Raw genomic sequence first — 25,870 nt, 5'->3', positions numbered from 1 at the left:
ACCGCGGCCGCGTCAGGCCGAGCGCAGGAGTTCGCCCAGCCGGGTGAAGCTGTCCTTTCCGTGCCCGGTCCGCACCCCGTGCCGGAACACCTCCAGCACCGCGCTCGGCAGCGCCGCGTCCACACCCGAATCGCGCGTGGTGTGCACGACGTGTTCGATGCTCGCCACCGCCATGTCCAGGTTGTCCACGTCGCCGCCGTGCTCGTCCGCGTCCAGCCGCGGCGTGTAGAAGGCGAGGAAGCCCGGCACCGAAGCGGCCGTGGCGGCGGCGTGCGGCAGGAAGTCCGCGGCCGAGATGCCGTTCGCCCGGGCCACCGTGAGGGCGTGCAGGGCGCCGAGCATCGAGGTCCAAAAGATGTCCATCTGGAGTTGGTAGAGCAGCGCGGCGCGACCCGGATCGCTGCCCTGGTAGTCGGTCCCGGTCAGCACGGCCAGGGTGTCCCGATGCGCCTCGAACACGTCGGCCGGGCCGCTGTAGAACGTGGACATCTCCGGCGAGCCGATGCCCGACGGCGGTGACTGCACCCCGCCGGTCAGGTGTCGGGCGCCGTGCCCTTCCGCCCACTCGGCCGCGGCGCGGGCCCGCTCGGGGGTGTCCGAGCTGAGGTTGACCAGCACCCGACCGGCCAGTGCGGGCGCGGCCGGCTCCAGGATGGCGTACATCGCGTCGTAGTCGGTCAGGCTCAACACCACCAGCTCGTTCGCGGCCAGCGCGGCCTCGATCGTGTCGGCCCGCACCGCCCCTTCGGTCACCAGCGCATCCGCCTTGCTCGCGGTCCGGTTCCACAGCGTCACCGGATGCCCGGCGGCCAGGAACGCCCGGGTCATCGCCTGCCCCATCGGGCCGAGACCGATGACCGTGACCGCCTGCTTGTCGCCCATGAATACTCCCGAGATTGATTCCTGCCGGACTGGAACGAACGCTCTATCCGGTGCCGAGAACGTAGCACAGCTCTGGAACGAACGCTCTATCCACCCTGAAGCGAACGCTCTATCCGATAAACTCTCCGCGTGAAGACCAAGGCGCAGCAGCGCGAGTCGACGGCCCCGGCCGCCGGGGCCACCCCGCTCGGCACCCGCGAACGCATCGTCCGCACGGCCTCCCGGCTGATGCAGCGGCAGGGCTACGACGGCACCGGGATCAAGCAGATCTCCACCGAGGCCGGCGCCACGCTCGGCTCGATGTACCACTTCTTCCCGGGCGGGAAGCAGGAGCTGGCGGTCGCCGCGATCCGGCACGGGGACGGCGAGTTCGCCGACATCCTGCGCGCCGTGCTGGCCGCCGAGCCGGACCCGGGCGCGGCCGTGCGCGAACTCACCCGCAGCCTCGCCGAGGGCCTGCGCGCGTCCGACTGGGCCGACGGCTGCCCGGTCACCGCCACCGCGCTCGGCAGCGCGACCGGCGCGCCCGACATCCGGGCCGCCGCCGCCGAGGCGTTCGCGCACTGGCGGGAGTTGGTGCGCGCGAGGCTGGTCGAGGTCGGCCACGCCGAGGCGGACGCCGAAGGGCTCGCCCAGACCGTGATCAGCACCCTGGAGGGCGCCGAACTGGCCGCGCAGGTCGGCCGGAGCGAGCAACCGCTGCTGTTGGCCGGCATCCACCTGACCCGGCTGATCGACACGTACGAACGCAACACCGCGCCGGCCGGCTGAGCACGCGGCAGGGCCGGGCCCCCCGCGGACCCGGCCGAGCCCGGATCAGCGCCCCTCGCCCGCCCGCACCACACCGTTCTCGTACGCGAACACCGCCGCCTGGGTGCGGTCGCGCAGGTTCAGCTTGGCCAGCAGCCGGCTCACGTGCGTCTTGACGGTCTGTTCGCTGACCACCAACCGCACGGCGATCTCCGCGTTGGACAACCCCTGCGCGATCAGCGAGAGCACCTCGGTCTCCCGCTCGGTGAGTTGCTCGACCCGACCGCGCGGCCCGCCGGTGGCGGGCCCGAGTCGGGCGAACTCGGCGATCAACCGGCGCGTCACGGTCGGCGCGAGCAGCGCCTCGCCGGCGGCCACCACCCGTACCGCGTGCGCGAGTTGCAGCGCCGAGGCGTCCTTGAGCAGGAATCCGCTCGCACCCGCGCGCAGCGCCTCGTAGACGTACTCGTCCAGGTCGAACGTGGTCAGCACCAGGACCCGGGTCGTGCCGTCCGGGTCGGCGGTGATCTCGCGGGTCGCGGCCAGGCCGTCCAGGACCGGCATCCGCACGTCCATCAGCACCACGTCCGGGCGCAGTACCGCGACCTGCTCGACCGCGTCGCGCCCGTGCACGGCCTCGCCGACGACGTCGATCCCGGGCTGCGCGCCGAGCAGGACGGAGAAACCCTCGCGGACCATCATCTGGTCGTCGGCGATCAGTACCCGGATGGCCATCGATGTCACTGCTCCTCGGTCGGCAGGAAGACGTCCACGTGGTAGCCCCCGTCGGGAGTATGCCCGGCTTCGAGCGTGCCGCCGATCATGGCCGCCCGTTCGCGCATGCCCAGCACCCCGTGCCCGGAGCCTTCCCGGGCGTCCGGCCCGGGGTCGGGCGCGGGCTCGTTGTACACGCGCAGCCCCACCCCGGTCGGTACGTACGCGACCTCGACCCGCACCCGGGCGCCGGGCGCGTGCCGCAGTGCGTTGCTCAGTGCCTCCTGGCCGATGCGGTAGGCGGACAGGTCGACGCCCTGCGGCAACGGGCGCGGCACGCCGACCGTGACGCAGTCCACCGTCATGCCGGCCGCGCGCACGTTCTCGATCAGCTCGGGCAGCCGGTCCAGGGTGGGCAGCGGGGCCGGCCGGCCCGGTTCGTCGAGCCCGCTGCCGCCCTCCTGCTCGGTGCGCAACAGGCCCAGTACGCGCCGGAGTTCGGCGAGGGCGTCGACCGCGTTGGCGCGGATCGTGACGAAGCTTTGCACCAGTTCGGGCGGTGGGTCGGCGACCCGGTAGCGGGCCGCCTCGGCCTGGATCGCGATCACCGACATGTGGTGCGCGACCACGTCGTGCAACTCGCGGGCGATCCGGGCGCGTTCCTCCAGGAGCGCGCTGCGCTCACGTTCGGTGGCGGTCAGGTCGGCCTGGGCGGCAAGCTGCCGGCGGGCGTCGCTGCGGCCCCGGAAGGCGACCACGACCACCATCACCACCGCGGTCAGCATCGCGACGGAGGGCATCGTGCCCCAGTTCGACGGGTCGTACTGCGCGTTGCGAACCAGGACCACGCCCAGCAGGGTGGTGATCAACCAGGTCTCCACGACGACTCGGGTCCGGGCGTGGAAGGCCACATTGGCCGACACCACGATCTGCATGAAGACGCCCACGGCCGTCCACGGCCACTGGATGTGGTCATGCCCCTTCTCCCCCGCGATCGCGCACACCACGGTCGCGCCGAGCGACATCCACCAGGCGGCCAACGGCCGCTGCGGCGCGATCAGGATCGGTGCGCCGGTGGCCAGGCCGAGCGCGAAGGCCAGCCCGGCGGACACCCCCGGGTAGCCCGCCAGCACCGCGCCCTGAATACCCACGGTCAGCACGACCGCGATGTAGAGCAGAGCTCGTGCGACGGCCATGCTGCCGAACGGGGCCGGCGGGCGCTCGGTGCGGATCCGGACGTCGAACAGGTCCTCGCGCAGCACGGTCAGCCCGCGGGCCACCCGACCGGTCCGAGCCGCACCACCGCCGGCCTCGTCGCGCTCCCCGGCACCGCCCGCCCGCTTCGTTTCGCCTGCCTCGACACTCACCCACGGAGGCTATGAGGCACGACCGGTGCACGGCATCCCCGCCCCGGGTGATCCCGGGTGTCACTCTCAGGAGCTACGTCGGGAGTCCCGGCGACCGGGGCCGCCCGCCTCCCAGCGATGGAACACCGCCCACAACGCGAGCAGCACACCCGCGAACACCGGCATCCACCCGATCCGCGCCACGATCCAGGGCAGCTCGTCCGGCACCGTGCCCAGGCCGGGCAGCCCGCCGAGTGCGACGCCGAGCGAGGTCACCGCGAGCATCGCGCTCTGGTGCCACAGGAACACCGTCATCGCGGAGAGGTTGACCAGCGCGACCACCGCCCACGTCCGCGGGTGCCGGCACAGCGCCCGCCGCAGCGGGGCTCGCAGCAGCAGGGCGAGCCCGCACTGGGCGAGACCGAAGGCGACCGCGGCGAGCGTGGGCGGGTTCAGGTTGGAGATCGCCTCGCCCGGGACGCCCACCATGGAGACCGGATAGCCGCCATAACGCATCAGCCCGGCACAGGCGAGCGCGCCGGCCACCAGAAGCGGCCCGCCGAGCCGCTCGATCCGGGCCCGGTGCGGCCCCGCCCAGAGCACGCCGAGGCTGTACGGGACGAGCCACCCGGCGAGCACGTCGATCCAGCCGACCACCGCCGGCCCGTCGGCGGCGAAGCGGATCAGGTCCACCACCGAAACCGTCCCGATCGCGAGCACGGGTCCGGCCCGACCGAGCCGGACCACGAGCGGGGTGAGCGCGGTCAGGCCCGCGTAGACGAGCACGAACCACAGCGGTGACAACACGAGCCTGCCGAGCGTGTACAGGGTGTCGCCGGCCACGAAGTCGGCGAGCACCGCCATGGCGACGGTCCACACCACGAGCAGTGCCGCGATCGGCCGGCCGAGCCGGATCATCCGCCGCCGCACCCACGGTCGGTAGCGCTGCGCGCGCGCGTGGGACTGCGCGGCCACGTACCCGCCGACCAGGAAGAACACCGCGAGCGGCTGGAGCAGCCAGGTGATCGGCGCGTAGTCGGGCAGGTGTCGCAGCGGGCTGTCGGTCTGCCAGTGGTGGGCGCCCGCGTACACGCCCGTGACGATCCAGTGGCCGAGCACGACGCCCAGGATGGCGATCGCCCGCAGGCCGTCCACCTCGCGTTCGCGGTCGACCGGAGTCGAGTTCTCGATCCGACGGACCAGGACACCCGGTTCACGCATGGGTCACCTCCGTGGCGCGGCCGCGCGCGATCAGCGCGAGGTTGGACAGGGCCGGCCCACCGGGCCGCAGGTAGTCGGAGTGGCCACCGCCGCCGGCCGCGAACTCGCGGGCGCCGAAGCCGCCTCCGGTGGGGTCGGCGCCGAAGCCGACGGTGGTGTCGAAGAACGGGATGCGCACGTTGGGCACCAGGTCGATCCAGTCCGAGCCGCCCCGCCCGGCCCAGACCCGGGCGCCGGTGCCCAGCTCCTCCCGGTCGTCCACGCCCAGCCCGGGGCTGCCGAACACGGCCAGGTCGGCGACGTCGATCCGGGAGACCGCCCGCCCGCACACCACCGAGCCGTACGAGTGGCACAGCAGCGACACCTGCGCGGCGGGCGACACCGCGTACAGCCCGGCGACGAACCGGCGCAGCTCGCGCGCGCCGTCGTCGGCCCGGCCGGTGGTCAGCACGTCGAGGCTGATCGTGTGCGGCGGCGAGTAGCCCAGCCAGGCGATCACCGCGACCCGGGCGCCCGGATCCTGGGTGCGGATCTCGTCGTACAGCGCGCGGGCGCCGCCCGCGGGGGTGGAGTACGGCTTGTCACCGCGCGTGTCGAAGTGGTCCAGGTCGCTGTCGCTGCCCGGGACCAGGACCGCGATGCGATCCGCGCCGGCCAGGTCGCCGAGCACCTCGATCGCCCGGACCCGGCCGGCGCGGCCGTCGAAGGCCAGGAAGGTCCGGTCCGGGTCGGCCATCCGGGCGAGGTGGTCCGCGCGCCCCGTGTGTCCGGTGTCCCGGGCCAGGCCGGCCGCCTCGGCGATGGCCCGCTGGTTGGCCGCGTACCGCTCGCCCAGGGTGGCCGCGGACATCGCGGGCAGGGTCGGCGGCTTCGGGGCCGCGGCCTCGGCGACGCCGACGCCGGGTCCGGCCAACGTTCCGGCGACCAGCGCCGCGACCAAACCCATTCGCAGTCGACCACGCATGTCCCGCTCCCGTCCTCGAAGTACCGGACACGAAGCTAGGAATCGGCGTCGGTAGCCTGCGTCGCCCCAGGGAGTGGACCCCGCGGGTAGCTCTCCGGGACTACGCGGGTCGGCCGCGCCCCACGGAATCGGACAAACCGCCAACGGTGTGCACACCCCCGATGTCCGGGGCCCCCGACCGGCCGGCGCGAACAGAGGGGCGAGCCTCAGGTATCACCTCGGCCCTCCTCCGCTGGACCGACGCGCGCCGGCCCAGGCCGGCTACCGTTGAATCCGTGACTTTTCGCCCCGCCGAGTCGATCCGCCGCCCGTTCCCGTCCTGGTCTCCGGCCCGACGCTCGCTCGTCTTCGACGTCACCCTCGCGGTCTCGGTCGGGATGCTCACCGCCGGGCTCAACTTCGCCCAGCACCTGCGGGATTCGGGCGGCGACTTCACGGACACCGGCGCCTGGGTGTCCTTCGCGGCCGAACTGACCGCCGGGCTGGTGCTGGTCATCCGGCGTCGGCATCCCGTGCTGTGTGCGTGGATCGCGGCGGTCACGCTGTTGCGGGAGCAGGCGCTGGGCGGCTGCTTCGCGGCCTACGCCGTCGCGGTGTACGTGAACGATCGACGCAGGATGTGGGCGGCCGTCGGGGTGTTGTGCGTGGCCACCTGGCACCCGTGGGACTGGCGGGATCTGGGCAACGGCACCGCGAACATGCTCGCGATCCTCACCCCGGCGTGCTACGGCCTGTACATCGCCTCCCGTCGCCGGCTCATCGCCGCGCTCGGCGAGCGCGCCGAACGCGCGGAGCGGGAACAGGAGTTGCGCGCCGAGCAGGCGCGCGAGGAGGAACGCAACCGGCTCGCCGGGGACATGCACGACATCGTCACGCACCGGGTCAGCCTGATGGTTCTCCAGGCCGGCGCGATGCGCTCGCGGGCTCCGGACGACGCGACCCGTTCGGCCGCCGAGGACCTGCGCTCGACCGGATGTCAGGCATTGGCCGAACTGCGGGACCTGGTCGCGGTGTTGCGCACCGCCGAGGAGCGCAACACGAGCGCCCCGGTGGAACCGGCCGTGCTCGACCTGTCCGCCCTGGTCGACGAGTCGCTCGCGGCGGGCGTGGATGTGCGACTGGACGTGGAGGGCACCGTGCGACCCGCCTCGCCGGTGGTGGTGCGTACCGCGTATCGGGTGGTCCAGGAGTCGCTGACCAATGTGCACAAGCACGCCCCCGGTGCCTTCGTCCGCGTCCTGCTGCGGTACGCCCCCACCGAATTGCGGATCACCGTCACCAACACCGCGGCCACCGGCCCCCGCGAGATCGAACTGGGCGCCGGCGGAACCGGGTTGGTCGGACTGGCTCGGCGGATCGAGCTGACCGGCGGCACCTTTTCCGCGGGCCCGCGGCCGGACGGCGGTTTCGCGCTGGACGCGCGGTTGTCCCTCGGGCCGACCGAGTCGGCCGGGGCGACGGAAACGCCGACGCCGACCCCGGCACCGCAGGTGCGGCCCAAGGTGTCGAGCCCGGTCGAGTCGCCAAGCCCGGCCGAGTCGCCAAGCCCGGCCGGTCGGCCGGCCCGATCGCGGGCGCCGCGAGCCGCCGGTCGAACGCAACGGCCCGCCGGGCAACGATCGCAAGCGGAACCGGAATCGGCACCCGGAGTACTCACCGGATCACACCCCGAAACCGGTTGATACCCGGCGGATCCGCCCGCGCCCGATTCCGCATCCTCGACACGTGTCACCGGCGCTTGGGTGTTGACTTGGCCGGCCCTCGGATGGACCCTCGGGCCAGCCACATCGCGGGCCGCCGGCGGCGGACGCCGGCCCGGCATCGCACCGTCCAGGCACGCCGTCACGTCGTGGAGCCGGGCACACCCACCGGACCCGGCGCAGTACCGACATCGCGATCCACCAGGTAACTCGGCACCGCAGCATATCGATCGTCCGGAACCGGAATCTCCGCTTCCGCATGTCGAATTCCCCCGGGCTGCAGGCCCTCGGGACGCCCCGAAAGGCGACCTGATGCCACGACTGAGCGATACGAATCCGGACCACCCCACCGACCCCACGGCCGACACCTCGAACGCCGCGCCCGGCGCCCCCTCGCGCCGAACCATCCTGGGCGGCCTCGCCGGCGCCGCCGCACTGGCCGCGACCCAGTGGACACCCGTCGGCCTGATCCCGGCGGCCGAGGCCGGCGCCGCACCCACCCCGCCGAACTTCCCGCCCGGCATCACCCTGGGCGTGCAGCAGTACCGCAACTGGTCCGGCGAAATGCGCGCCGACGACGTCTGGACCGCGGTGCCCGCGCGCCCCTCCGACGTCGTGGTGCTGGCGAACTGGGCTCGGACCAACGGCTATCGGCTCCGCCCGCGCGGCATGAGCCACAACTGGTCGCCGATCCTGATCCCCGGCGGCGCGGACACCTCGCACACCCTGATGGTCGACACCACGCAGAAACTGACCTCCCTGGTGGTCAACCCCGGATCGCCCACCACGGTGACCGTGCAGACCGGGTGCAGCGTCGAACGCCTGCTGACCGAACTGGAGCGGGCCGGACGCGGGATGATCGCCACCACCGCGCCGGGCAAGTTGAGCGTGGGCGGTGTGCTGGCCATCGGCGCGCACGGCAGCGGGATACCGACGCCGGGCGAGACCCTGCCGCAGGGCGGCACCTACGGCACGCTGAGCAACCTGGTGTTGGCGCTGACCGCGGTGGTGTGGGACCAGGCCGCGGGCGCCTATGTCCTCAAGACCTTCCAGCGCAACGATCCGGAGATCGGGCCGTTCCTGGTGCACCTGGGCCGCGCCTTCGTCACCGAGGTCACTCTCCAGACCAATGCGAATCAAAGGCTGCGCTGCCAGAACTTCTACCACGACCAGATCGGCACGCTGCTGGGCCCACCCGGCGGCGGCGGCAAGAAGCTGGCCGACTACATCCGCGATTCCGGCCGCGTCGAGGTGATCTGGTTCCCGTTCACCACCGTGCCCTGGCTCAAGGTGTGGAGCGTGGCACCGAGCAAGCCGTGGGTTTCCACCCAGATCAACAATCCGTATCCGTACACGTTCGCCAACTTCGTCACCGAGGACCAGGCGCACTTCCTGGCCGACATCGCCACCGGCAACGTGAGCGCGACCGAGGTGTTCACCAACGCCGAGATGGCGGTGGTGGGTTCGGGCCTGATCGTGACCTGGACCTGGGACATCTGGGGCTGGTCCAAGAACACCCAGCTCTTCGTCGAGCCGACCACGCTGCGCATCCACGAGGGCGGCTGGGCGGTGTTGACGGCGCGGGCCGACGTACAGCGGGTGCTCAACGAGTTCTTCGTGGCGTACACCGGCCTGTTGGGCGCGTACAAGGCCAACGGCCGGTATCCGTGCAACAGTCCGATCGAGCTGCGGGTGACCGGTATCGACCGGGCGAGCGAGGTGGTCACCGCGAACGCGGTCGAGCCGACGTTGTCCGCCGCCCGCCCGCGCCCAGACCACCCCGAGTGGGACACGGTGGTCTGGCTGGATGTGGCGACCCTGCCCGGAACGCCCGCCAACCACGACTTCTACCAGCGGATGGACGCCTGGATCTGGGGCAACTACACCGGCAACTACGCATGCGTACGGCCGGAGTGGTCCAAGGGCTGGGCCTACGGGGTCGGCGGCGCGTGGACCGACACGGCCGCCGTGACCGGCCGGATCCCGAATTCCTTCCGCACCGGTCTGCCCACGACGAGCAACTTCGACGCCGCCCGGGCCACGTTGAACAAGTACGACCCGGGCCGCATCTTCTCCAACACCTTCCTCGACGTCCTCCTGCCCTGACCGACCCGCCCACGGCACAGCGGCCCCGAGCGATGCCCTCCCCACCCGCTACCGACCGGGCGGGGAGGCAATCGACACATCGCTCCGCCTCGACCGGGGCCGGCCCGCCGGTTCGTCATTGGTCGCCGTTGCCGTCGGCATCACCGTCACCGCGGCCCTACCCGTCCCCGTCCCCATCCCCGTCGAGCCAGCCGTCGTCCAGTGCTCCATTGTCGTCGTACACCACGAACTCGCGTTCCACCGAGGCGATTTCGTACCCGGCCAGCGCGGTCACCAGGGCCGCCGTCGCAGCCGCGGCGGACTCGTCGCCGACCCGGTGGCAGCGCTGGGTGACGAACCGTTCGGACCGCCCGTCCGCCCGAACGCGGCGCGCGTTGTGCGACAGGTGCGCACCGTGCCCGACCACCTCGGCGGCCAGCGCGGTCAGGTCGGCGTCCCCGGTCAGCACGAGCTTGAGGTGATGCTCGAAGTACAGCCCGGGGCCGAGCGCGCGCGCCGCCGCGTCCGTGCGTGGCACCCCGGGGTGCCACGGCGCCGCCTCGATCTTGATCCGGGTCACCGGATAGCCGTCCCGGCGCAGCGCCGCCGCCAACTCCGCGGCCCGTCCGCGGGCCCGGGCCAGGGTCGTGGTGGCCCGTTCGGTCAGCATCGGCTGGGACACGGTGCGTCCGCGTGCGAGCACGATGTGGGTCAGGCCCACGCCGTATCCGCCGGCTCGGCGGGCCAGTGCGTCCACATCGTCCGTATCCACCGTGACATGTGTCTCGAAGTCCCCCGCCAGGTCCGCGGGGAACGCCCGGGGCTCGTCTCCGGCTCGGTGGGCCCGGCTGATCTCGGTGGTCTCGGTCGTCGCGTGCACACCCCCATCCTCGCAGCAGGCCGTGCACGGGACCGGGGAATATTCGCTGCGCGGGCCGCCGGCGGCGGGCGGGCGCACCGGATCGGGCGGTCAGCTCTGTTCGGTGCGCAACAACCGCAGGAACGCCTTGATCCCGGAGATCACTTCCTGGTTGTCGGTCAACTGGCTGATGGTGTCCTCGAATCGGCGCCCGAGGGCGTCGATCTTGTGGTCGGTCGCGTGGAATCGCTCGGTCGTGCGCTCGGCGTCCTGCTCGGTCGCCGTCCGCAGCCGCGCGACCGTCTCGACCAGTTCCCTGGTGCGCTCGTCGAGACTTTCGACTCTGCTCTCCAGCGTGGCCACCCGCTCGATCAGCGCGAGCACGTCCTCACGCGGGTGGGTCACCTCGCGCAACATGCTCCGCAGCCGTTGCCCGAGATGCTCCAGGTATGCCTGGCTGGGCCGGAACAACGTGCTGAGCAGGTAGAACCCGGCGAACCAGTAGCCCACCACGCCACCGGAGGCCCAGGTGATCACCGCGATCACCGCCGCCGAGACGACATGCGCGCCGATCGCTCCCCACAACAACCGACGGGCGATCCGGCGCGCCTCCGGGTCGCGCCCCTCCGGGACCGCGAGGCCCTTCTCCCGGCTGATCGCGATCTCCCGGATCAACTGCCGGGCCCGGAAGTACAGATTCCACGGCACGGTCAGCACCGCGATCAGCCAGAACAGGCACAGCGCGCCCGCGCCCAGCGACAACAGATCGGCCAACGACGTGTCTTCGACGAAATACAGGACGATGCCCAACACCGTCGTCCCGAACAGCAGCAAAACTCCCAGGCCCTTGGCCGCACTCACCCGAACTCCACTCCCCCACCCGGCGATGCCGTCGCCCCAGCGGGCGACCTGCTCGGACTGTAGGGCAAGCCGATCACGCCCGCTGTGCCGCCGAGGCATGCAGGCACGGAACGCGCCGAGCGGGCGGGCGTCGGACGCGGTCGGGGAACCGGGTTCGGACGAGCGCCCGCTTCGAACGACGGAAGGCGGGCCGGGGCTTGTCCGCCCCGACCCGCCGATCGTCCGTGCGGATCGCTACCGCGCGCCCAACTCCTCGGCGAGCGCGGTCGCGAAGGCGTCGATGTCGTCCTCGGTGGTGTCGAACGCCGTCATCCAGCGCACCTCACCGATCGACTCGTCCCACGTGTAGAACCGGAACCGCTTCTGCATGCGCTCGGTGACATCCGCGGGCAACACGGCGAAGACCGCGTTCGCCTGCGGCATCCGGCTGAGCGTCACACCGTCGAGGTCGGCGACCCGCTCCGCGAGCAGAGTCGCCATCGCGTTCGTGTGCCGCGCGTTGCGCAACCACAGGTCGCCCGCGAGCAGCGCCTCGAACTGCACGGACACGAAGCGCATCTTCGAGGCCAGTTGCATCGCGGCCTTGCGCAGATATCCCACGCCCCGCGCCGCGTCGGGGTTGAGCACCACGACGGCCTCGCCGAACATCAGGCCGCTCTTGGTGCCGCCGAAGGACAACACGTCCACGCCGACGTCGGTGCTCAGCGCGCGCAGCGGCACGTCCAGCGCCGCGGCCGCGTTGGCCAGACGCGAGCCGTCCAGGTGCACGAGCATGCCGTGCTCGTGCGCGTGCGCGACGAGCGCGGCGATCTCGTCCGGCGTGTAGACCGTGCCCAGTTCGGTGCTCTCCGCGAAGGAGACCACGCGCGGCTGCGCCCGGTGCTGGTCGCCCCAGCCCCACGCGTGGGTGTCCACGAGTTCGGGGGTGAGCTTGCCGTCGGGAGTGGGCACGGTGAGCAGTTTCAGGCCGGCCACCTTCTCCGGCGCACCGCACTCGTCCACGTTGATGTGCGCGGACGCCGCGCAGATCACCGACTCCCATCGGTCGGTCATCGACTGGAGACCGACCACATTGGCGCCGGTGCCGTTGAACACCGGGAAGACCTGGGCCCGTTCGCCGAAGTGCGCGCGGAAGACGTCGGTGAGGTGCTCGGTGTACACGTCCTCGCCGTAGGCGACCTGGTGCCCGCCGTTGGCCGCGCCGATCGCGGCCAGCACCTCGGGGTGGATGCCCGCGTAGTTGTCGCTGGCGAAGCCGCGCACCTCGGGGTCGTGACGTGGGGTCAGGGGACGTTCAGGCACAGTCTTTTCCCGTTCAGGTCGATTGCCGCGGTGGTCCACAGGCCGGCGATCTCGTCGGCCAGGTCCACCACGTCGGTGAAGCCGGCGAATTTGGCGTTGGGTCGAGCCTGCCGCATCGCGTCGTTGACGAGCGCCTTGACCACCAGGATGGTGGCCGCCGCGTCGGTCTCGGCGAACGCGTCGGCGAGTGCGAGCGTCCAGGTCTCCGCTGCCGCCTTGGCCGCCGCGTAACCCGCGTTGCCCTGGGTCGGCTGCCCGGCCGCCGCGGCGGAGATCAACACGAACCGTCCGCGCGGACTGCGAGCGAGCGCCTCGTGGAAGGCCAGGCTGGTGTGTTGCACGGTACGCACGAGCAGGTCGTGCAGGAAGGCCCAGTCGTCGAGCGAGTTGTCGCCGAACTTCTTGCCCCCGCGCCACCCGCCGACCAGGTGCACGAGCCCGTCCACGCGCCCGTGCTCGTGCTCGACGTCCGCCGCCCATCGGCGGGTTGCGGCCGCGTCGAGCAGGTCCACCACCGCGCCGTGTGTACCGGGCGCGGCGTCCACGCTCTCCTGCAACCGCCCGGCGTCCGCATCCGCGCCGTACACGTGCGCACCGGCCCGGGCCAGCCGCGCGAGCACCGCGCGTCCGGTCGGCCCACCCGCGCCCGCGACCGCGATCACCGCACCGTCGAGACCGTTCATCACACCGACTCCTCGTTCACCGTGCTGTTCGCCTCACCCTTGCCGAAACTCGCCGCGCCCGGTCCGCGGGCCCCGCGACGTCGTTGCGCGCACCCGCGCCGGGGCCGGGTGCGCCGTACCGGTCACGACGCCGCGGCCGCCCGCTCCGTCGGGTCCTCCGCGAGGCCCTGCACCGGGCTGTCCGCGGTGATTCCCCGGGTCGAGGCGATCACGTCGCGCAGTCGCCGGTTGAGCGCCTCGTAGAACATGCTCAGCGGGAACTCGTCCGGCAGCACCGCGTCCACGAGCGCCTTCGGCGGCCCGTCCATCGGCAGTGCGCCGGGCCCCTTCGCCCACACCGAACCGGGGTGCGGCGGCACGTACTCGGCGACCAGCGCGTAGCCGGCCAGCCAGTGGCCGACCTTCGAACGATCCACGCCCGCGCGGTAGAGCCGGTCCACCTCGTCGTAGAGCCCGAGCACCGCGTCGGTGATCCGGTCCCAGTCCACGGTGAGCCGGTTGTCCGCCCACTCGACCACACCCGCGCGATGCAGGTAGGCGAACAGCAGTTGCCCGCCCAGCCCGTCGTAGTTGCGCACCCGGCCGCCGGTGACCGGGAAGCGGAACAGCCGGTCGAAGATCACCGCGAACTGCACCCGGCGCGCGGTCGACACGCCCTCGGCGGCCAGCGTGACCGCCTCGCGGAACGCGGTCAGGTCGCACCGCAGTTCCTCCAGCGCGTACATCCAAAACGGCATCCGCTGCTTGATCATGAACGGGTCGAACGGCATGGGACCGCGCATGTGGCTGCGGTCGTGGATCAGGTCCCACAACACGAACGCGTCCTGGGCGAGCTGCTGACTCTCCACCAAGTCCAGGGCATCCTGCGGCAGTTCCAGGCCGAGCGTCTGCGATGCGGCGGTCGCCACCCGGCGGAAGCGGGCCGCCTCGCGGTCGCAGAAGATGCCGCCCCACGTGTACGTGGGCACCTCGCGCACGGCCACCGTCTCCGGGAAGAGCACCGCCGAGTCGGTGTCGTAGCCGTCGGTGAAGTCGACGAACGCGATCGGCACGAACATCGCGTTGTCGTAGCGCCCGGCCTCCAGGTCGGCCAGCCACTGCGGCCACACCACGCGCAGCAGCACCGCCTCGACGTTGCGGGTCGGGTTGCCGTTCTGGGTGGTCATCGGGAACACCACGAGGTGCTCCAGACCGTCGCGCCGATCCTGCTCCGGGCGGAACGCGACGAGCGAGTCGAGGAAGTCGGGACGGCCGAAGTCCTCCGCGGACCAACGCCGAAAATCGGCCACGACCGCGTCGAGGTACGCCTCGTCGTGCGGGAACAGCGGAGCGAGCCCGGTGATCGAGGAGGTGATCTCGGCGACCAGCGCCCGGGCGGACGCATGCCCGGACGGCTCGATCGAACCGTCCTTGGCCTGCAACGGACGCAGGTCGGCGACGGATCGTTTGAGCTCGAGCCACAGCGGGTGATCGACGGCGGTACGGACGGCTACGCGGGTCATGTTCGACATGGAACCCTCTCAGGAGAAAGCAGGAACCACGGTCAGGCGAACCTACGTCAAAAGATTTTAACGCCGCAAGGCCCTTTCAAACGCAATCTTATCGTCGTGGGTACGTTTTGCCCGAATAAGTTGAGGTTACGACCAAGATCTCGGCGCCCGAACCGGCACACCCGTGAAATCGAGGATCCGCGCCGGGCGGAAGGCATCAGATTCGGCCGGTCCGGACAGCCATGCCCGTGGCCATCGCCCGTCGATCCGACCGCTTCCCAACGGTCTGTTCCGCTGAACAGAATGCTGATTCCGCATGCTGAAACAGTTGGCCCGGACGATGCCCCGGTGCCGCTCCACTCCCACTGCCCGATCCGGCGATCCGGTATGTCTCGGCCCGATGCCCACGGCCCGATGCCCACGGCCCATGGCCGCGGCCCATGGCCGCGGCCCGCCGACCGACCCCGGCCCCGCCCGCCCCGACGCCGGTCTCGACACGGGCGTAGGCCCCGCCGAAGTACTCGGCGGGGCCTACGTCGTGACGGTGGATCAGATGGCGAGCCGGGTGCCCACGCCGATCACGTTCGGGTTGCCCCCGATGACGTCCGCGTTGGCGGCGTACAGGGCCTTGTAGCCACCCTTGACGCCGAGCTTGGCGGCGACCTCGGAGAGCGTGTCACCGGCCTTGACGGTGTAGGTGCCGGAGCCCGACGCCTGCTTGGTCGCGGCCGACTTCGGCGCGTCCTGCGCGGCCGACTTCGGCGCGTCCTGCTTCGGCTGCACCCGGACCTTCGGCGTGTTGCCGTCGGAGGTCTTCGGCGCGTTCTCGGTCACGGACTCGGCCTTGGGCGCGGCCTTCGGCTCGACCTTGCTCTTGGTCTTGCCGGTGGTCGACGAGTCGGCCGTGGCGGAGGCGTTGCCGCCCTTGCCCAGACCGGCCTTCTGCGAGCAGACCGGCCAGGCGCCCGGACCCTGGCTCGCCAGGACCCGCTCGGCGACCGCGATCTGCTGGTCCTTGGTCGCCTGCGCGGCGCTGGAGGCGTACTGGCTGCCGCCGAACGCGTTCCAGGTGCTCGGGGTGAACTGCAGACCGCCGGAGAAGCCGTTGCCCGTGTTGATGCTCCAGTTCCCGGTGCTCTCACACTGGGCGACCGCGTCCCACGTGGACGAGGACGCTGCGTTCGCGCTGCCCGCCATGCCCACGAGGGGGAGGACGAGACCCGCACCGGCGGCGACGGCGATGCCGGCGCGACGGCCACGAGAGAGCGAGCGAACGGGAGCGGTGATGGCACGGAAGGTCATTGATTACCTCGTCGGGCGCCTGCGAAGTTAGCTGTCGGGTTCGGACGATTGGCCCGGCCTCGCCTGGAACAGGCATGGCTTCACCCCAGACATCGACATGGCCGATGCCGGCACTTACTCGGTTCCCCCGCTCCTGCCGCCAGTCGATATCGACTGCATCCCTCGGGCGGCGGCAGGATTCGGCGTACCGCCCGGGGAGTCCGCTTGTGCGAACAACCACGAAGCTACGCACCGCTCCGCCGGGTTGGCAAACATTTCGGGTGATTTGTGAGGTCCCCCATAGGGAGGAATAACAGTGATTTGCCCGATTTGTCGCCATCCCTGCAGGTCACGGAGCCGGCGTCCACGGTGCGCGGCCGCGTGGTCACCCGTGCTTCACCGACGAGCTATTCCGTCGCGGGCAGCTCCACAGGTACGACTACCCGCTCCTCGTCCCAGAGGAACGTCGCACCGCCGGTCGCGAAATTGGCGACATCGGCCACCGTGGCCCGCCCCTCCGGCGAATCCAGGGTCGCCTCGATACCCGCGCGGGACGGCGCGTACAGGCCGACCACCAGGTAATAGGGAGGCTGCGCGCCGGACGGATCCGGTTCGCATTTGCCGATGGTCCAGCCGGTCAGCCCGGGCATGGTGCGGGCGAGCGGCAGGTGCTTCTCCCAGTAATAGGCGTCGAACGCCGCCGGGTCCTCGGGGTGGCCATACAGCACGGTCAGCTTGTACACGCAGACTCCTCACGATCGTGTGGTGGATGTGCGCCTTGCCGTTGGTGCCTGTGCGTCCGGCGTGTGGTGCCCGGATGGGTCCGGCGCGGTGCGCTACCGAAGGGCGATGTTCTTGAACGCCCGCGCCTGGTCGGTGATGGCCACCTCGGTGGGCAGCCGTTCCATGCTGGAGGCGCCGAAGAAGCCCACCACGCCGGTGGTGTGGGCCAGCACGTACGCGGCGTCCTCGGGTTCGGCGATCGGCCCGCCGTGGCACAGCACCAGCACGTCGGGGTTCACCTCCGCCGCCGCGTCGCGCATCTGCTGCACCCGCTCCACCGCCTGGTCGAGCGTGACCGCGGTGGTCGCGCCGATGCTGCCCTTGGTGGTCAGGCCCAGGTGCGGGACCAGGATGTCGGCGCCCGCCGCGGCCATCGCGCGGGCCTGCTCGGGGTCGAAGACGTAGGGGGCGGTGAGCAGACCGCGCTCGGCGGCCAGCCGGATCATCTCCACCTCCAGGTCGTAGCCCATCCCGGTCTCCTCCAGGTTCTGCCGGAAGACGCCGTCGAACAGGCCGACCGTGGGGAAGTTCTGCACACCCGCGAAGCCCATCGCGGCGAGCTGGTCCAGGAAGTGCGGCATGATCCGGAACGGATCGGTGCCGCACACGCCCGCCAGGACCGGGGTGCCCTGGACCACCGGCAGCACCTCGCCCGCCATCTCGACCACGATCGCGTTGGCGTCGCCGTAGGGCAGCAGTCCGGCGAGCGAACCCCGACCGGCCATCCGGTAGCGGCCCGAGTTGTAGATGATGATCAGGTCCACGCCGCCGGCCTCGGCACACTTGGCCGACAGTCCCGTGCCCGCGCCCGCGCCGATCACGACGCCGCCCTGCTCGACCGTCCTGTGCAGTCGGCCCCGCGCCTCGCGTCCGTTCATCTCAGTCCACGCGTCCCTTCGTGATCATCTCGTGCAGTCGATCCGCCGCCGCCGTGGCGAACTGCGGATCGTTGATGTCCGTCGCCGCCTCGTACACCTCGACGGAGCTGCCCGCGAGCCCGGCCCGCAGCTCGTCGAACAACGCCTTGTCGGCGACGGAATCGTAGAAGGGCGCGCCCTCGACGTCGATCGCCGAGACCCCGTGCAGGGGCAGGTAGAGCGCGGTGGGACCGGTCGCGGCAACCAGCTTGGCGGCTATCCGCCGACCCAGTTCGGCGTTCTCCGCGGGCGTGGTGCGCATCAGCGTCACCGTCGGGTTGTGCACGTACAGCCGGCGCTCCTCGAACCGCGCGGGCACGGTGTCGCGCGGGCCGAAGTTGACCATGTCCAGCGCACCGACACTGACCACCTGCGGCAGCCCCATCCGCCCGGCCGCGGTCAGCCGCTCGGGGCCCGCGCTGAGCACCCCGCCGACCAGGTCGTCGGCCAGCTCGGTGGTGGTCAGGTCGAGGATCCCGGCCAAAAAGCCCGCCTCGGCCAAATTCTCCATCGACGTGCCGCCCGCCCCGGTGGCGTGGAAGACCAGTACCTCGTAGCCGAGTTCGGTCAGCCGCTCGCGCGCGGCGTCCACCGCCGGGGTGGTCACCCCGAACATCGACGCGGCGACCAGCGGACGCCCCTCACCGGTCACCCCCGCGACCGCCGCCCGATCCTCGGCATAACCGCCCGCCATGCCGGCGATCGCGTCCGCCGCGTTGCCCAGGATGCGCTCGGAGAGCCGATTGATCCCGGCGATGTCCACGACGCTGTACATCATCGTCACGTCCACCGCGCCGACGTACGGCGACACGTCGCCCGCCGCCATCGTGGAGACCAGCAGCTTGGGCACGCCCACCGGCAGCGCCCGCATCGCGTAGGAGGCGATCGCCGATCCGCCCGAGCCGCCCATCGCGAGCACACCGTCCACCCGGCCCTGCTCGTACAGCTCGCGCAGGATGGACGCGGCCCCCTCGGCCATCGCGGTGGTGGCCGCGCCCCGGTCGGCCCGGGTGCGCAGGTCGGCCAGATCGGTACCGGCCGCCGCCGCGACGTCGGCCGCCTGCACGTCGGCCTGCGCCAGCGACTCGCCCAGCACGCCCACGTTCATCAACACCACCTCGGCTCCCCTGGCGCGCAGCCGGTAGGCCAACCACGCGTATTCGGATCCCTTGGTGTCGAGCGTTCCGATCAGGACGACGGTGGGCATCGGTGCCTCCGGTGGGGTCGGTAGGGCTTGCCGGGTTGACGCTTCGGCGGCGAACGGCCGCGCACAGTAACCCAACCGGATGATCATGGCGATTGAAAGCACCGTGCGGTAGGACGGGGGGACGAGTTCCGAAGTTTTGGCACGTCACGGAGGTATCGATGGCGGAGGAACCGGACGGACGGGTCGCAATCGTCGCCGGGGCGGGCGAGGGCATCGGGCGCGCCTGCGCGCTGGCCCTGGCCCGCACCGGCGCGGATCTGGCGCTGGCCGCGCGACGGCCCGAGCCGTTGCGCCGACTCGCGGACGAGATCCGCGAGCTGACGGGCCGTCGGGTGATCGCGGTACCCACCGACCTGGCCGACCAGGCCGCGTGCCGGGCGCTGGTGGACACCGCGGCGGGTGAACTCGGCCGGGTGGACGTGGTGGTCAACGTCGCGACCCACAACCCGTCCGGGCGGCTGGAGGACTTGGATCCGGCGGAGTTTCGGCGGGCGTTCGAGATCAACGTGCTCGGCGTACTGGCCGTCTCGCGCGCCGCGTTGCCGTACATGCGCGCGGTCGGCGGCGGGTCGATCGTGCAGATCAGCTCGGAGGCGCCGCGCGCGAAGCTGGTGAACCTGGGCGCGTATGCCGCGACCAAGGCCGCGATGGAGGTCGCCTCCGGCGTGCTGGCCAAGGAGGTCGGCCCGGACGGCGTGCGGGTCAACGTGGTCGTCGCGGGCTACACCGAAAATGCCAAACTGGCCGCGTACATCGCCGACATCGCGGCGCGCCGGAACGTGCCCGAGGCGGAGGTGCGCGCCGAGATGACCAGATCGTCGGCGCTGCGTCGGATCACCCGACCCGAGGACATCGCGGACGCGGTCGCGTTCCTGGCCTCCTCCGGAGCCCGGGCCATCACCGGCACGATCACCCCGGTCACCTCGGGCGTCTCCTTCGGCTGACCCACGACGGCCCGCGGCGGCTCCCGGCGGTCACGGCGGTCCACACCGTTCGCCCCACCCGTCGTGAGCGCACGCTCAGCGCAGCTTGAGCGCCAGGAAGAAGTCCACCTTGTCCTCCAGCCGGGCCAGCCGACGCCCGGTCAACTCCTCGATCCGGCCGATCCGATAGCGCAGCGTGTTCACGTGTACGTGCAACCGCGCCGCACACCGGGTCCAGGACCCGTCGCAGTCCAGGAACGCCCCCAGCGTGCCCACCAGATCGGCCTGGTGGCTCGCGTCGTACGCGCGCAGCGGCTCCAGCAGCCGCCCGCGGAACGCCCGCCGCACGTCCTCCGGTACCGCCGCCAACAGCGCCACGTGCGAGGCGAGTTCGGCGTGTCCGACCACCTCGACCCGACCGGGCCGGGTGCCCGCGATCCGGCCCGCGTGCCGGGCCTCCTCCAACGCGCCGCGCAGCCCGTCCGCGCGGGTCACTCGTGCACTCACCCCGATCCGCACCCGCACGCCGCCCGCCGTGGGCCCCGCCGGCGCGGCCAGCCGTTCGCGCAGCAGCCGGGTGATGGGGTCCGGCTCGGTGCCGTCCCCCTCCGGCGGACCCTCGCCCGGAATCAGCGCCACCGCGCCCGACCCGGTCGCCGAGACCAGGGCGGCGCTCGGTTGATCCGCCAACGCCTCCTCCAGGAGCTCCCGGGCCAGCCGGCGGGCCTCGCGCGCGGGCAGGTCCGGGATGGTCGCGGTGGCGAACTGCCAGTGCGTGCGGCCCGCGTCGTCCGGTTCCGCGACCCGCAGCCGCGCGGCCACCTCGACCGGGTCGGCACCGGCCGCGAGCAGGTTCAGCACGTCCTCGGACAACCGCCGGGTGTGCCGGCGCCGGTCCTCGACCCGGTCCCGGCCCACCGACACCAGCCGGACCAGTTCGCCCAGCAGGGCCCGGTGCCGGTCCGGCCGGTCGGTGACGTCGTCCTCGACCACGAGGAACCAGTCGCCCCACGTGTCCGGGTCGACCGAGCCGCCCGCCTCGGGCACCGGGAGCAGCGAGAACGCGCGCCCGTCGGCCCGATGGCGAGCCGGCACCCGGGCCTTGCGCTCACGCGCGGCGAAGTGCGCGCGGGCCATCCCGACCCGCAGCCCCGGTGCCAGGTCGGGCCCACCGGCGGCGACCTGGCGCCCGGTCAGCGAGAGCACCCAGCAGTGCATGTCGATGTCGGCCGCGATCAGCCCGAGCACCCCGTCCAGGCCCGCCCCGCCGGCGGCGGCCTGCACCAGCCGGCGATGCCGGTCGACCACCGCGGTCAGATCGGTCGCCCGTTCGGCGGAGATCCGGCGGATCACGAATTCGGTCAGATGCGCGAAGGAGAGCTCCTCGGCCACGGCGAACAGCGGCAGGTGGTGCCGCTCGCACGCGCGCACCAGATCGGCGGGGATGTCGCCGATCTCGGCCTGCCCGGCGGCCAGCGCGGTGGCCCCGCCCCCGACCAACACCCGGACGAAACGATCCGAGTCCGCCGGCTCCGCCCGCCAGCCCATGCCGGTCAGCACCAGGGCGCCGGCGGTCAGGTAGCGACTGGGGTCGTGCAGGTCGGTGGTCATCACGGCGCGCACCGACCGATCCAGTTCCGCCTCGCCGACCAACAACCGGATCCCGGGTATGCCGGCACCGGCTGTGCCATCGCCGACAAGCGCGCGCAATCGCATCGGCGGCCCCCTCTCGATCGGGCCGGTGCGGCCTGGGCCGCACCCGGCGGATCCGTCGTACCGGCTCGACCACCGGACGAACACTTGGAGAAAAGTACGGGAACCACCCCAGCTCGACACGCCTGGGTCATGCCTTTGGTGGGTACTCGCAGTGACCCTCGTCTCGGTGTACTGGTGCGCACCCTCCGAACCGGACAGACCCGAAGCGCAGCGCCCCCGCGACGGGTACAAGGACGGTAGGGCCATCCGCAAGGCAGAAGGAGACACCCGTCATGGAATTCCTGCGGCCCGCGACGTGGGAGGAGGCGCTCGCCGTCAAGGCGCAGCACCCGTCCGCGGTCCCGATCGCCGGTGGCACCGACGTGATGGTCGAACTGAACTTCGACCGTCATCGTCCGGACGCCCTGCTCGATCTCAACCGGATCCACGAGCTGCACACCTGGCGGATCGAGGACGACGACACCGTGCGCCTCGGTGCCTCCGTGCCCTACTCGAAGATCATCGACGCCCTGCACGACCGGCTCCCGGGCCTGTCGCTGGGCGCGCGCACGGTCGGGTCGCCGCAGATCCGCAACCGGGGCTCGGTCGGCGGCAACCTGGGCGGCGCGTCGCCCGCCGGCGACGCGCACCCGCCGCTGCTCGCGTCCGGCGCCACGGTCGAGGCCGCCTCGGTGCGCGGCACCCGGCTGATCCCGATCGACGACTTCTACCTCGGGGTCAAGCGCAACGCACTGGAGCCGGACGAGCTGATCCGGGCGATCCACATCCCCTCGGCGACCGGGCCGCAACAGTTCGCCAAGATCGGCACCCGCAACGCGATGGTGATCGCGGTCTGCTCGTTCGCGGTCGCGCTGCACCCGCGGACCCGGAACGTGCGCACCGGGATCGGCTCCGCCGCGCCCACCCCGCGCCGGGCGAGCGCGGCCGAGGCGTTCATCCGGGCCGAGTTGCACGACACCGGGCTGTGGACCTCCGGCGGGGAGTTGCCCGTGGCCACCGCCGAGCGCTTCGGCGAACTGGTGGCGCAGGCCGCCGCGCCGATCGACGACGTGCGCGGCTCGGCCGCGTATCGGCGGCATGCGCTGGCCGTGCTGGCGCGCCGCACGCTGCTTTGGACCTGGAACGACCACCGCGCCACCGGGAGGGCCGCCGCATGAGGGTCACCTTCACCGTGAACGGCCGCCCGACCGTGGCGGACGACGTGTGGGAGGGCGAGAGTCTGCTCTACGTGCTGCGCGAGCGGGTCGGGCTGCCCGGTTCCAAGAACGCGTGCGAGCAGGGCGAATGCGGCTCCTGCACGGTCTACCTGGACGGCGAGCCGGTCTGTGCGTGCCTGGTCGCCGCCGGCCAGGTGCAGGACCGCGAGGTCGGCACGATCGAGGGCCTGGCCGACGGCGACAGGTTGGACCCGGTCCAGCAGGCGTTCGTGGACGCGGGCGCCGTGCAGTGCGGATTCTGCACGCCGGGCCTGGTGGTCCAGACGCACGACCTGTTGAGCCGGGTGCACCACCCCTCGGACCCGGAGATCCGCGAGGCGCTCTCCGGCAACCTGTGCCGCTGCACCGGCTACGAGAAGATCATGGACGCGGTCCGCCTGGCCGCCGCCCGCAAGGCGGACGCCCGCGAGGCGGCCCCGACCGGCCTGGAGGGCTGAGCCGTGGCCACGTTGACCAAGCCGCAGAACCTCCGGGACGTGGCCGCGCCCGGCCGGGACGGCGTCGGCGCCTCGCCGATGCGTCCGGACGGCATCCTCAAGGTCAAGGGGGACTTCGCCTACGCGTCGGACCTGTGGCACGAGGACATGTTGTGGGGGATGGCGCTGCGCAGCCCGCACGCCCGGGCCCGGATCCGGTCCGTGGACGTGTCCGCGGCACTGGCCCAGCCGGGTGTGTATGCGGTACTCACCCACGAGGACATCCCGGGCAGCAAGTTCTACGGCCTGGAGATCCGGGACCAGCCGGTGCTGGCCATCGACGAGGTGCGCTTCCACGGCGAACCGATCGTGATCGTCGCGGCCGACCATCCGGAGACCGCCCGGCGCGCGATCGCCAAGATCGTGGTCGACTACGACGTGCTGCCCCCGATCGGGCCGGCCGAGGCGCTGGATCCGGAGCGGTACGGCTACGTGCACGCGCCCGCCGACTACAAGGCACACGCGTCCGGCAACATCGTGCACAGCCAGCACATCCACCACGGCGACGGGGATTCGGCCGAGGTGCGGGCGCTCGCGGACGTGATCGTGCGCGGCGAGTACGAGGTCGGCATGCAGGACCAGGCATTCCTGGGCCCGGAGTCCGGTCTCGCGGTGCCCGCCGAGGACGGCGGCATCGACCTGTACATCGCCACCCAGTGGCTGCACGTGGACCAGCGGCAGATGTGCCCGGTGCTGGGGCTGCCGCCGGAGAAGGTGCGACTCACCCTGGCCGGCGTCGGCGGTGCGTTCGGCGGGCGTGAGGACATCTCGATGCAGGTGCACGCGTGCCTGCTCGCGCAGCACACCGGCAAGCCGGTCAAGATCGTCTACAACCGCGAGGAGTCGTTCTTCGGCCACGTGCACCGCCATCCCGCGACGATGGTGTTCGAGCACGGGGCCACCCGGGACGGCAGGCTGGTCTTCGTCAAGGCCGAGATCGTGCTGGACGGCGGTGCCTACGCGTCCGCGTCGCCCGCGGTGGTCGGCAACGCGGCCTCGCTGGGCATCGGCCCGTACGTGATTCCGCACGCGGTGGTCGACTCGACGGCGGTGTACACCAACAACCCGCCGTGCGGCGCGATGCGCGGCTTCGGCGCGGTGCAGATGTGCTTCGGCTACGAGAGCCAGATGGACCGGCTGGCCGCCGAACTGGGCCTGGATCCGGTCGAGTTGCGTCGGATGAACGCGATGGAGCAGGGTTCGGCGCTGCCCACGGGGCAGATCGTGGACGCCCCGGCGCCGGTGGCCGAACTGCTCCGGCGGGTCAAGGAGATGCCGCTGCCGGAGGCGGACAGCCGGCGTACGGCGAACGGGCCGGACCTGCGCGAGTTGCCGGGCGGGCTGTCCAACTCCACGCACGGCGAGGGCGTCGTGCGCGGAATCGGCTACGCGGTGGGCATCAAGAACGTCGGCTTCTCCGAGGGCTTCGACGACTATTCGACGGCCCGGGTCCGGCTGGAGGTGATGGGCGGCGCGCCGGTCGCGCTGGTGCACACCGCGATGGCCGAGGTCGGCCAGGGCGGGGTCACCGTGCAGGCGCAGATCGTACGCACCGAGTTGGGTGTGGACCAGGTGACCATGGCGCCGGCGGACACCCGGGTGGGCTCGGCCGGTTCGACGTCCGCGTCCCGGCAGACGTACATGACCGGCGGCGCGGTGAAGCAGACGGCCGAGGCGGTGCGTACGGTGCTGCTCGCCCGGGGCCGGGACCGGTACGGCTGGGCCCCCGCGTTCGCGGCGAGCCTGCGCCTGTCCGGCGGCAAGGTGCTCACCGCCGCGGGCGAGGTGGTCGCCGACCTGGTGGACCTGCTCGGCGACGAACCGGTGGACGAGACCACCGAGTTCCGCCACCGCCCGACCGAGGCGTTCGACAGGGTCACCGGGCAGGGCTTCGGGCACGTCCAGTACACGTTCTGCGCGCACCGCGCGGTCGTGGACGTGGACGTGGAACTGGGCCTGGTCAAGGTGGTCGAGCTGGCCGCCGCGCAGGACGTGGGCAAGGCGATCAACCCACTCGCCGTGGTCGGCCAGATCCACGGCGGCAGCACCCAGGGGTTGGGCCTGGCGGTGATGGAGGAGATCGTCGTCAAGGACGGCAAGGTCCGGAACCCGTCCTTCACGGACTACCTGATCCCCACCATCCTCGACACCCCGCCGATGCCGGTGCACATGCTCGAACTGGCCGACCCGCACGCACCGTACGGACTGCGCGGAGCCGGCGAGGCCCCCACGCTCTCCTCCACCCCGGCCATCGTCGCGGCAATCCGCGCGGCAACCGGCCTGCCCCTGAACCGAGTACCGATCCGACCGGAACATCTCACCGGAACCTGAGTCCCGCATCGGCGGCACCCCGCGTGGCCAAGCTCCTCGGCCACCACACGAGCGCGTGCGATACACAAGGGCCGCACGCAACCCGACGCCGCGTCCCGAAGGCGGACGAGGTGGTGGTCGACTGGCGACACCAACGCCCATGCCGCACGAGAACCAAATAGC

Annotated in this window: 22 protein-coding genes and 1 riboswitch; of the genes, 7 read left to right on the top strand and 15 right to left on the bottom strand. The window is 71.8% G+C overall.

Annotated elements, in window-relative coordinates:
• Positions 1-12: 12 nt before the first annotated feature.
• The gene (locus tag ACZOOI_RS24510; RefSeq protein ID WP_465277839.1) at positions 13-882 is read right to left on the bottom strand and encodes an NAD(P)-dependent oxidoreductase; all 870 of its coding nucleotides are present in this window, start codon (positions 880-882) and stop codon (positions 13-15) included.
• Positions 883-1,011: 129 nt separating this feature from the next.
• On the opposite strand from ACZOOI_RS24510, the gene ACZOOI_RS24505 reads away from it, so the two are divergent.
• The gene (locus ACZOOI_RS24505) at positions 1,012-1,653 is read left to right on the top strand and encodes a TetR/AcrR family transcriptional regulator (protein WP_465277838.1); all 642 of its coding nucleotides are present in this window, start codon (positions 1,012-1,014) and stop codon (positions 1,651-1,653) included.
• Between the two features lie 45 nt (positions 1,654-1,698).
• On the opposite strand, the gene ACZOOI_RS24500 is transcribed toward ACZOOI_RS24505, so the two are convergent.
• The 4 genes from ACZOOI_RS24500 to ACZOOI_RS24485 all read right to left on the bottom strand — a co-directional run bounded on the left by ACZOOI_RS24500 (position 1,699) and on the right by ACZOOI_RS24485 (position 5,877).
• Positions 1,699-2,367, bottom strand: coding sequence for a response regulator (locus ACZOOI_RS24500; protein WP_465277837.1), 669 nt, complete (start codon positions 2,365-2,367; stop codon positions 1,699-1,701).
• A 5-nt stretch (positions 2,368-2,372) separates the two neighbouring features.
• Positions 2,373-3,713 carry a sensor histidine kinase gene (locus ACZOOI_RS24495; RefSeq protein ID WP_465277836.1) on the bottom strand — a complete coding sequence of 447 codons (1,341 nt, stop codon included), beginning with the start codon at positions 3,711-3,713 and terminating at the stop codon, positions 2,373-2,375.
• A gap of 66 nt (positions 3,714-3,779) precedes the next feature.
• Complete coding sequence (locus ACZOOI_RS24490) at positions 3,780-4,913, bottom strand: acyltransferase family protein (RefSeq protein ID WP_465277835.1); 1,134 nt, start codon at positions 4,911-4,913, stop codon at positions 3,780-3,782.
• Entirely contained in the window at positions 4,906-5,877 is a 972-nt protein-coding gene (locus tag ACZOOI_RS24485) for an alpha/beta hydrolase (RefSeq protein ID WP_465277834.1), read from the bottom strand. The genes ACZOOI_RS24490 and ACZOOI_RS24485 overlap by 8 nt, the downstream gene beginning before the upstream one ends.
• 275 nt (positions 5,878-6,152) lie before the next feature.
• Between ACZOOI_RS24485 and ACZOOI_RS24480 the strand changes: the two genes are divergently transcribed.
• Together ACZOOI_RS24480 and ACZOOI_RS24475 are read left to right on the top strand one after the other, a co-directional pair.
• On the top strand, positions 6,153-7,559 hold the full coding sequence (locus ACZOOI_RS24480; RefSeq protein ID WP_465277833.1) for a sensor histidine kinase: 1,407 nt from the start codon (positions 6,153-6,155) through the stop codon (positions 7,557-7,559).
• Between the two features lie 330 nt (positions 7,560-7,889).
• Complete coding sequence (locus ACZOOI_RS24475; RefSeq protein WP_465277832.1) at positions 7,890-9,683, top strand: cholesterol oxidase substrate-binding domain-containing protein; 1,794 nt, start codon at positions 7,890-7,892, stop codon at positions 9,681-9,683.
• Between the two features lie 157 nt (positions 9,684-9,840).
• Here the strand turns inward: ACZOOI_RS24475 and ACZOOI_RS24470 are convergent, their stop codons facing one another.
• From ACZOOI_RS24470 to ACZOOI_RS24430, 9 genes are all read right to left on the bottom strand, one after another.
• Entirely contained in the window at positions 9,841-10,542 is a 702-nt protein-coding gene (locus tag ACZOOI_RS24470) for a hypothetical protein (protein WP_465277831.1), read from the bottom strand.
• A 90-nt stretch (positions 10,543-10,632) separates the two neighbouring features.
• Positions 10,633-11,382, bottom strand: coding sequence for a hypothetical protein (locus ACZOOI_RS24465; RefSeq protein ID WP_465277830.1), 750 nt, complete (start codon positions 11,380-11,382; stop codon positions 10,633-10,635).
• A 234-nt stretch (positions 11,383-11,616) separates the two neighbouring features.
• Positions 11,617-12,684: a threonine aldolase family protein gene (locus tag ACZOOI_RS24460; protein WP_465277829.1), complete on the bottom strand. Its 1,068-nt coding sequence runs from the start codon at positions 12,682-12,684 to the stop codon at positions 11,617-11,619.
• Positions 12,666-13,367, bottom strand: coding sequence for an SDR family NAD(P)-dependent oxidoreductase (locus ACZOOI_RS24455; protein ID WP_465277828.1), 702 nt, complete (start codon positions 13,365-13,367; stop codon positions 12,666-12,668). Before ACZOOI_RS24455 ends, ACZOOI_RS24460 begins: the two co-directional genes overlap by 19 nt.
• A gap of 122 nt (positions 13,368-13,489) precedes the next feature.
• Positions 13,490-14,878 carry a DUF6421 family protein gene (locus ACZOOI_RS24450; protein WP_465277827.1) on the bottom strand — a complete coding sequence of 463 codons (1,389 nt, stop codon included), beginning with the start codon at positions 14,876-14,878 and terminating at the stop codon, positions 13,490-13,492.
• Positions 14,879-15,406: 528 nt separating this feature from the next.
• On the bottom strand, positions 15,407-16,159 hold the full coding sequence (locus ACZOOI_RS24445) for a transglycosylase family protein (protein ID WP_465277826.1): 753 nt from the start codon (positions 16,157-16,159) through the stop codon (positions 15,407-15,409).
• Positions 16,160-16,338: riboswitch (cyclic di-AMP (ydaO/yuaA leader) on the bottom strand. It lies immediately after the preceding gene.
• A 207-nt stretch (positions 16,339-16,545) separates the two neighbouring features.
• Positions 16,546-16,881 (bottom strand): EthD family reductase, encoded by a 336-nt coding sequence (locus tag ACZOOI_RS24440; RefSeq protein ID WP_465277825.1) that lies wholly within the window; start codon positions 16,879-16,881, stop codon positions 16,546-16,548.
• 93 nt (positions 16,882-16,974) lie between these two features.
• The gene (locus tag ACZOOI_RS24435) at positions 16,975-17,799 is read right to left on the bottom strand and encodes a phosphoenolpyruvate hydrolase family protein (RefSeq protein ID WP_391589446.1); all 825 of its coding nucleotides are present in this window, start codon (positions 17,797-17,799) and stop codon (positions 16,975-16,977) included.
• 1 nt (position 17,800) lies between these two features.
• Positions 17,801-19,045, bottom strand: a complete 1,245-nt coding sequence (locus tag ACZOOI_RS24430; RefSeq protein ID WP_465277824.1) for a Tm-1-like ATP-binding domain-containing protein — start codon at positions 19,043-19,045, stop codon at positions 17,801-17,803.
• Positions 19,046-19,203: 158 nt separating this feature from the next.
• Here ACZOOI_RS24430 and ACZOOI_RS24425 point away from each other — a divergent pair, with 158 nt between their 5' ends.
• Complete coding sequence (locus ACZOOI_RS24425) at positions 19,204-19,989, top strand: SDR family NAD(P)-dependent oxidoreductase (protein WP_465277823.1); 786 nt, start codon at positions 19,204-19,206, stop codon at positions 19,987-19,989.
• A gap of 75 nt (positions 19,990-20,064) precedes the next feature.
• On the opposite strand, the gene ACZOOI_RS24420 is transcribed toward ACZOOI_RS24425, so the two are convergent.
• Complete coding sequence (locus tag ACZOOI_RS24420; protein WP_465277822.1) at positions 20,065-21,684, bottom strand: PucR family transcriptional regulator; 1,620 nt, start codon at positions 21,682-21,684, stop codon at positions 20,065-20,067.
• Positions 21,685-21,956: 272 nt separating this feature from the next.
• On the opposite strand from ACZOOI_RS24420, the gene ACZOOI_RS24415 reads away from it, so the two are divergent.
• Genes ACZOOI_RS24415 through pucD form a run of 3 tightly spaced genes read left to right on the top strand, consistent with a single transcriptional unit; the run spans position 21,957 to position 25,708 of the window.
• Complete coding sequence (locus ACZOOI_RS24415) at positions 21,957-22,841, top strand: FAD binding domain-containing protein (protein ID WP_465277821.1); 885 nt, start codon at positions 21,957-21,959, stop codon at positions 22,839-22,841.
• Positions 22,838-23,338 carry a (2Fe-2S)-binding protein gene (locus ACZOOI_RS24410; protein ID WP_465277820.1) on the top strand — a complete coding sequence of 167 codons (501 nt, stop codon included), beginning with the start codon at positions 22,838-22,840 and terminating at the stop codon, positions 23,336-23,338. The genes ACZOOI_RS24415 and ACZOOI_RS24410 overlap by 4 nt, the downstream gene beginning before the upstream one ends.
• Positions 23,339-23,341: 3 nt before the next feature.
• Positions 23,342-25,708, top strand: a complete 2,367-nt coding sequence (gene pucD / locus ACZOOI_RS24405; RefSeq protein ID WP_465277819.1) for a xanthine dehydrogenase subunit D — start codon at positions 23,342-23,344, stop codon at positions 25,706-25,708.
• Positions 25,709-25,870: the final 162 nt, after the last annotated feature.

The organism is Embleya sp. L77 (assembly GCF_055557415.1).
The sequence above is the reverse complement of the archived record's forward strand: the minus strand, read 5'-3'. Positions and strand labels throughout refer to the sequence as shown.

Bases quoted from the DNA above. Each gene is read 5' to 3' on its own strand.
- ACZOOI_RS24510 (WP_465277839.1), bottom strand. From the start codon at position 882: ATGGGCGACAAGCAGGCGGTCACGGTCATCGGTCTCGGCCCGATGGGG.
- ACZOOI_RS24500 (WP_465277837.1), bottom strand. From the start codon at position 2,367: ATGGCCATCCGGGTACTGATCGCCGACGACCAGATGATGGTCCGCGAG.
- ACZOOI_RS24490 (WP_465277835.1), bottom strand. From the start codon at position 4,913: ATGCGTGAACCGGGTGTCCTGGTCCGTCGGATCGAGAACTCGACTCCG.
- ACZOOI_RS24485 (WP_465277834.1), bottom strand. From the start codon at position 5,877: ATGCGTGGTCGACTGCGAATGGGTTTGGTCGCGGCGCTGGTCGCCGGA.
- ACZOOI_RS24475 (WP_465277832.1), top strand. From the start codon at position 7,890: ATGCCACGACTGAGCGATACGAATCCGGACCACCCCACCGACCCCACG.
- ACZOOI_RS24455 (WP_465277828.1), bottom strand. From the start codon at position 13,367: ATGAACGGTCTCGACGGTGCGGTGATCGCGGTCGCGGGCGCGGGTGGG.
- ACZOOI_RS24450 (WP_465277827.1), bottom strand. From the start codon at position 14,878: ATGTCGAACATGACCCGCGTAGCCGTCCGTACCGCCGTCGATCACCCG.
- ACZOOI_RS24445 (WP_465277826.1), bottom strand. From the start codon at position 16,159: ATGACCTTCCGTGCCATCACCGCTCCCGTTCGCTCGCTCTCTCGTGGC.
- ACZOOI_RS24435 (WP_391589446.1), bottom strand. From the start codon at position 17,799: ATGAACGGACGCGAGGCGCGGGGCCGACTGCACAGGACGGTCGAGCAG.
- ACZOOI_RS24430 (WP_465277824.1), bottom strand. From the start codon at position 19,045: ATGCCCACCGTCGTCCTGATCGGAACGCTCGACACCAAGGGATCCGAA.
- ACZOOI_RS24425 (WP_465277823.1), top strand. From the start codon at position 19,204: ATGGCGGAGGAACCGGACGGACGGGTCGCAATCGTCGCCGGGGCGGGC.
- ACZOOI_RS24420 (WP_465277822.1), bottom strand. From the start codon at position 21,684: ATGCGATTGCGCGCGCTTGTCGGCGATGGCACAGCCGGTGCCGGCATA.
- ACZOOI_RS24415 (WP_465277821.1), top strand. From the start codon at position 21,957: ATGGAATTCCTGCGGCCCGCGACGTGGGAGGAGGCGCTCGCCGTCAAG.
- ACZOOI_RS24410 (WP_465277820.1), top strand. From the start codon at position 22,838: ATGAGGGTCACCTTCACCGTGAACGGCCGCCCGACCGTGGCGGACGAC.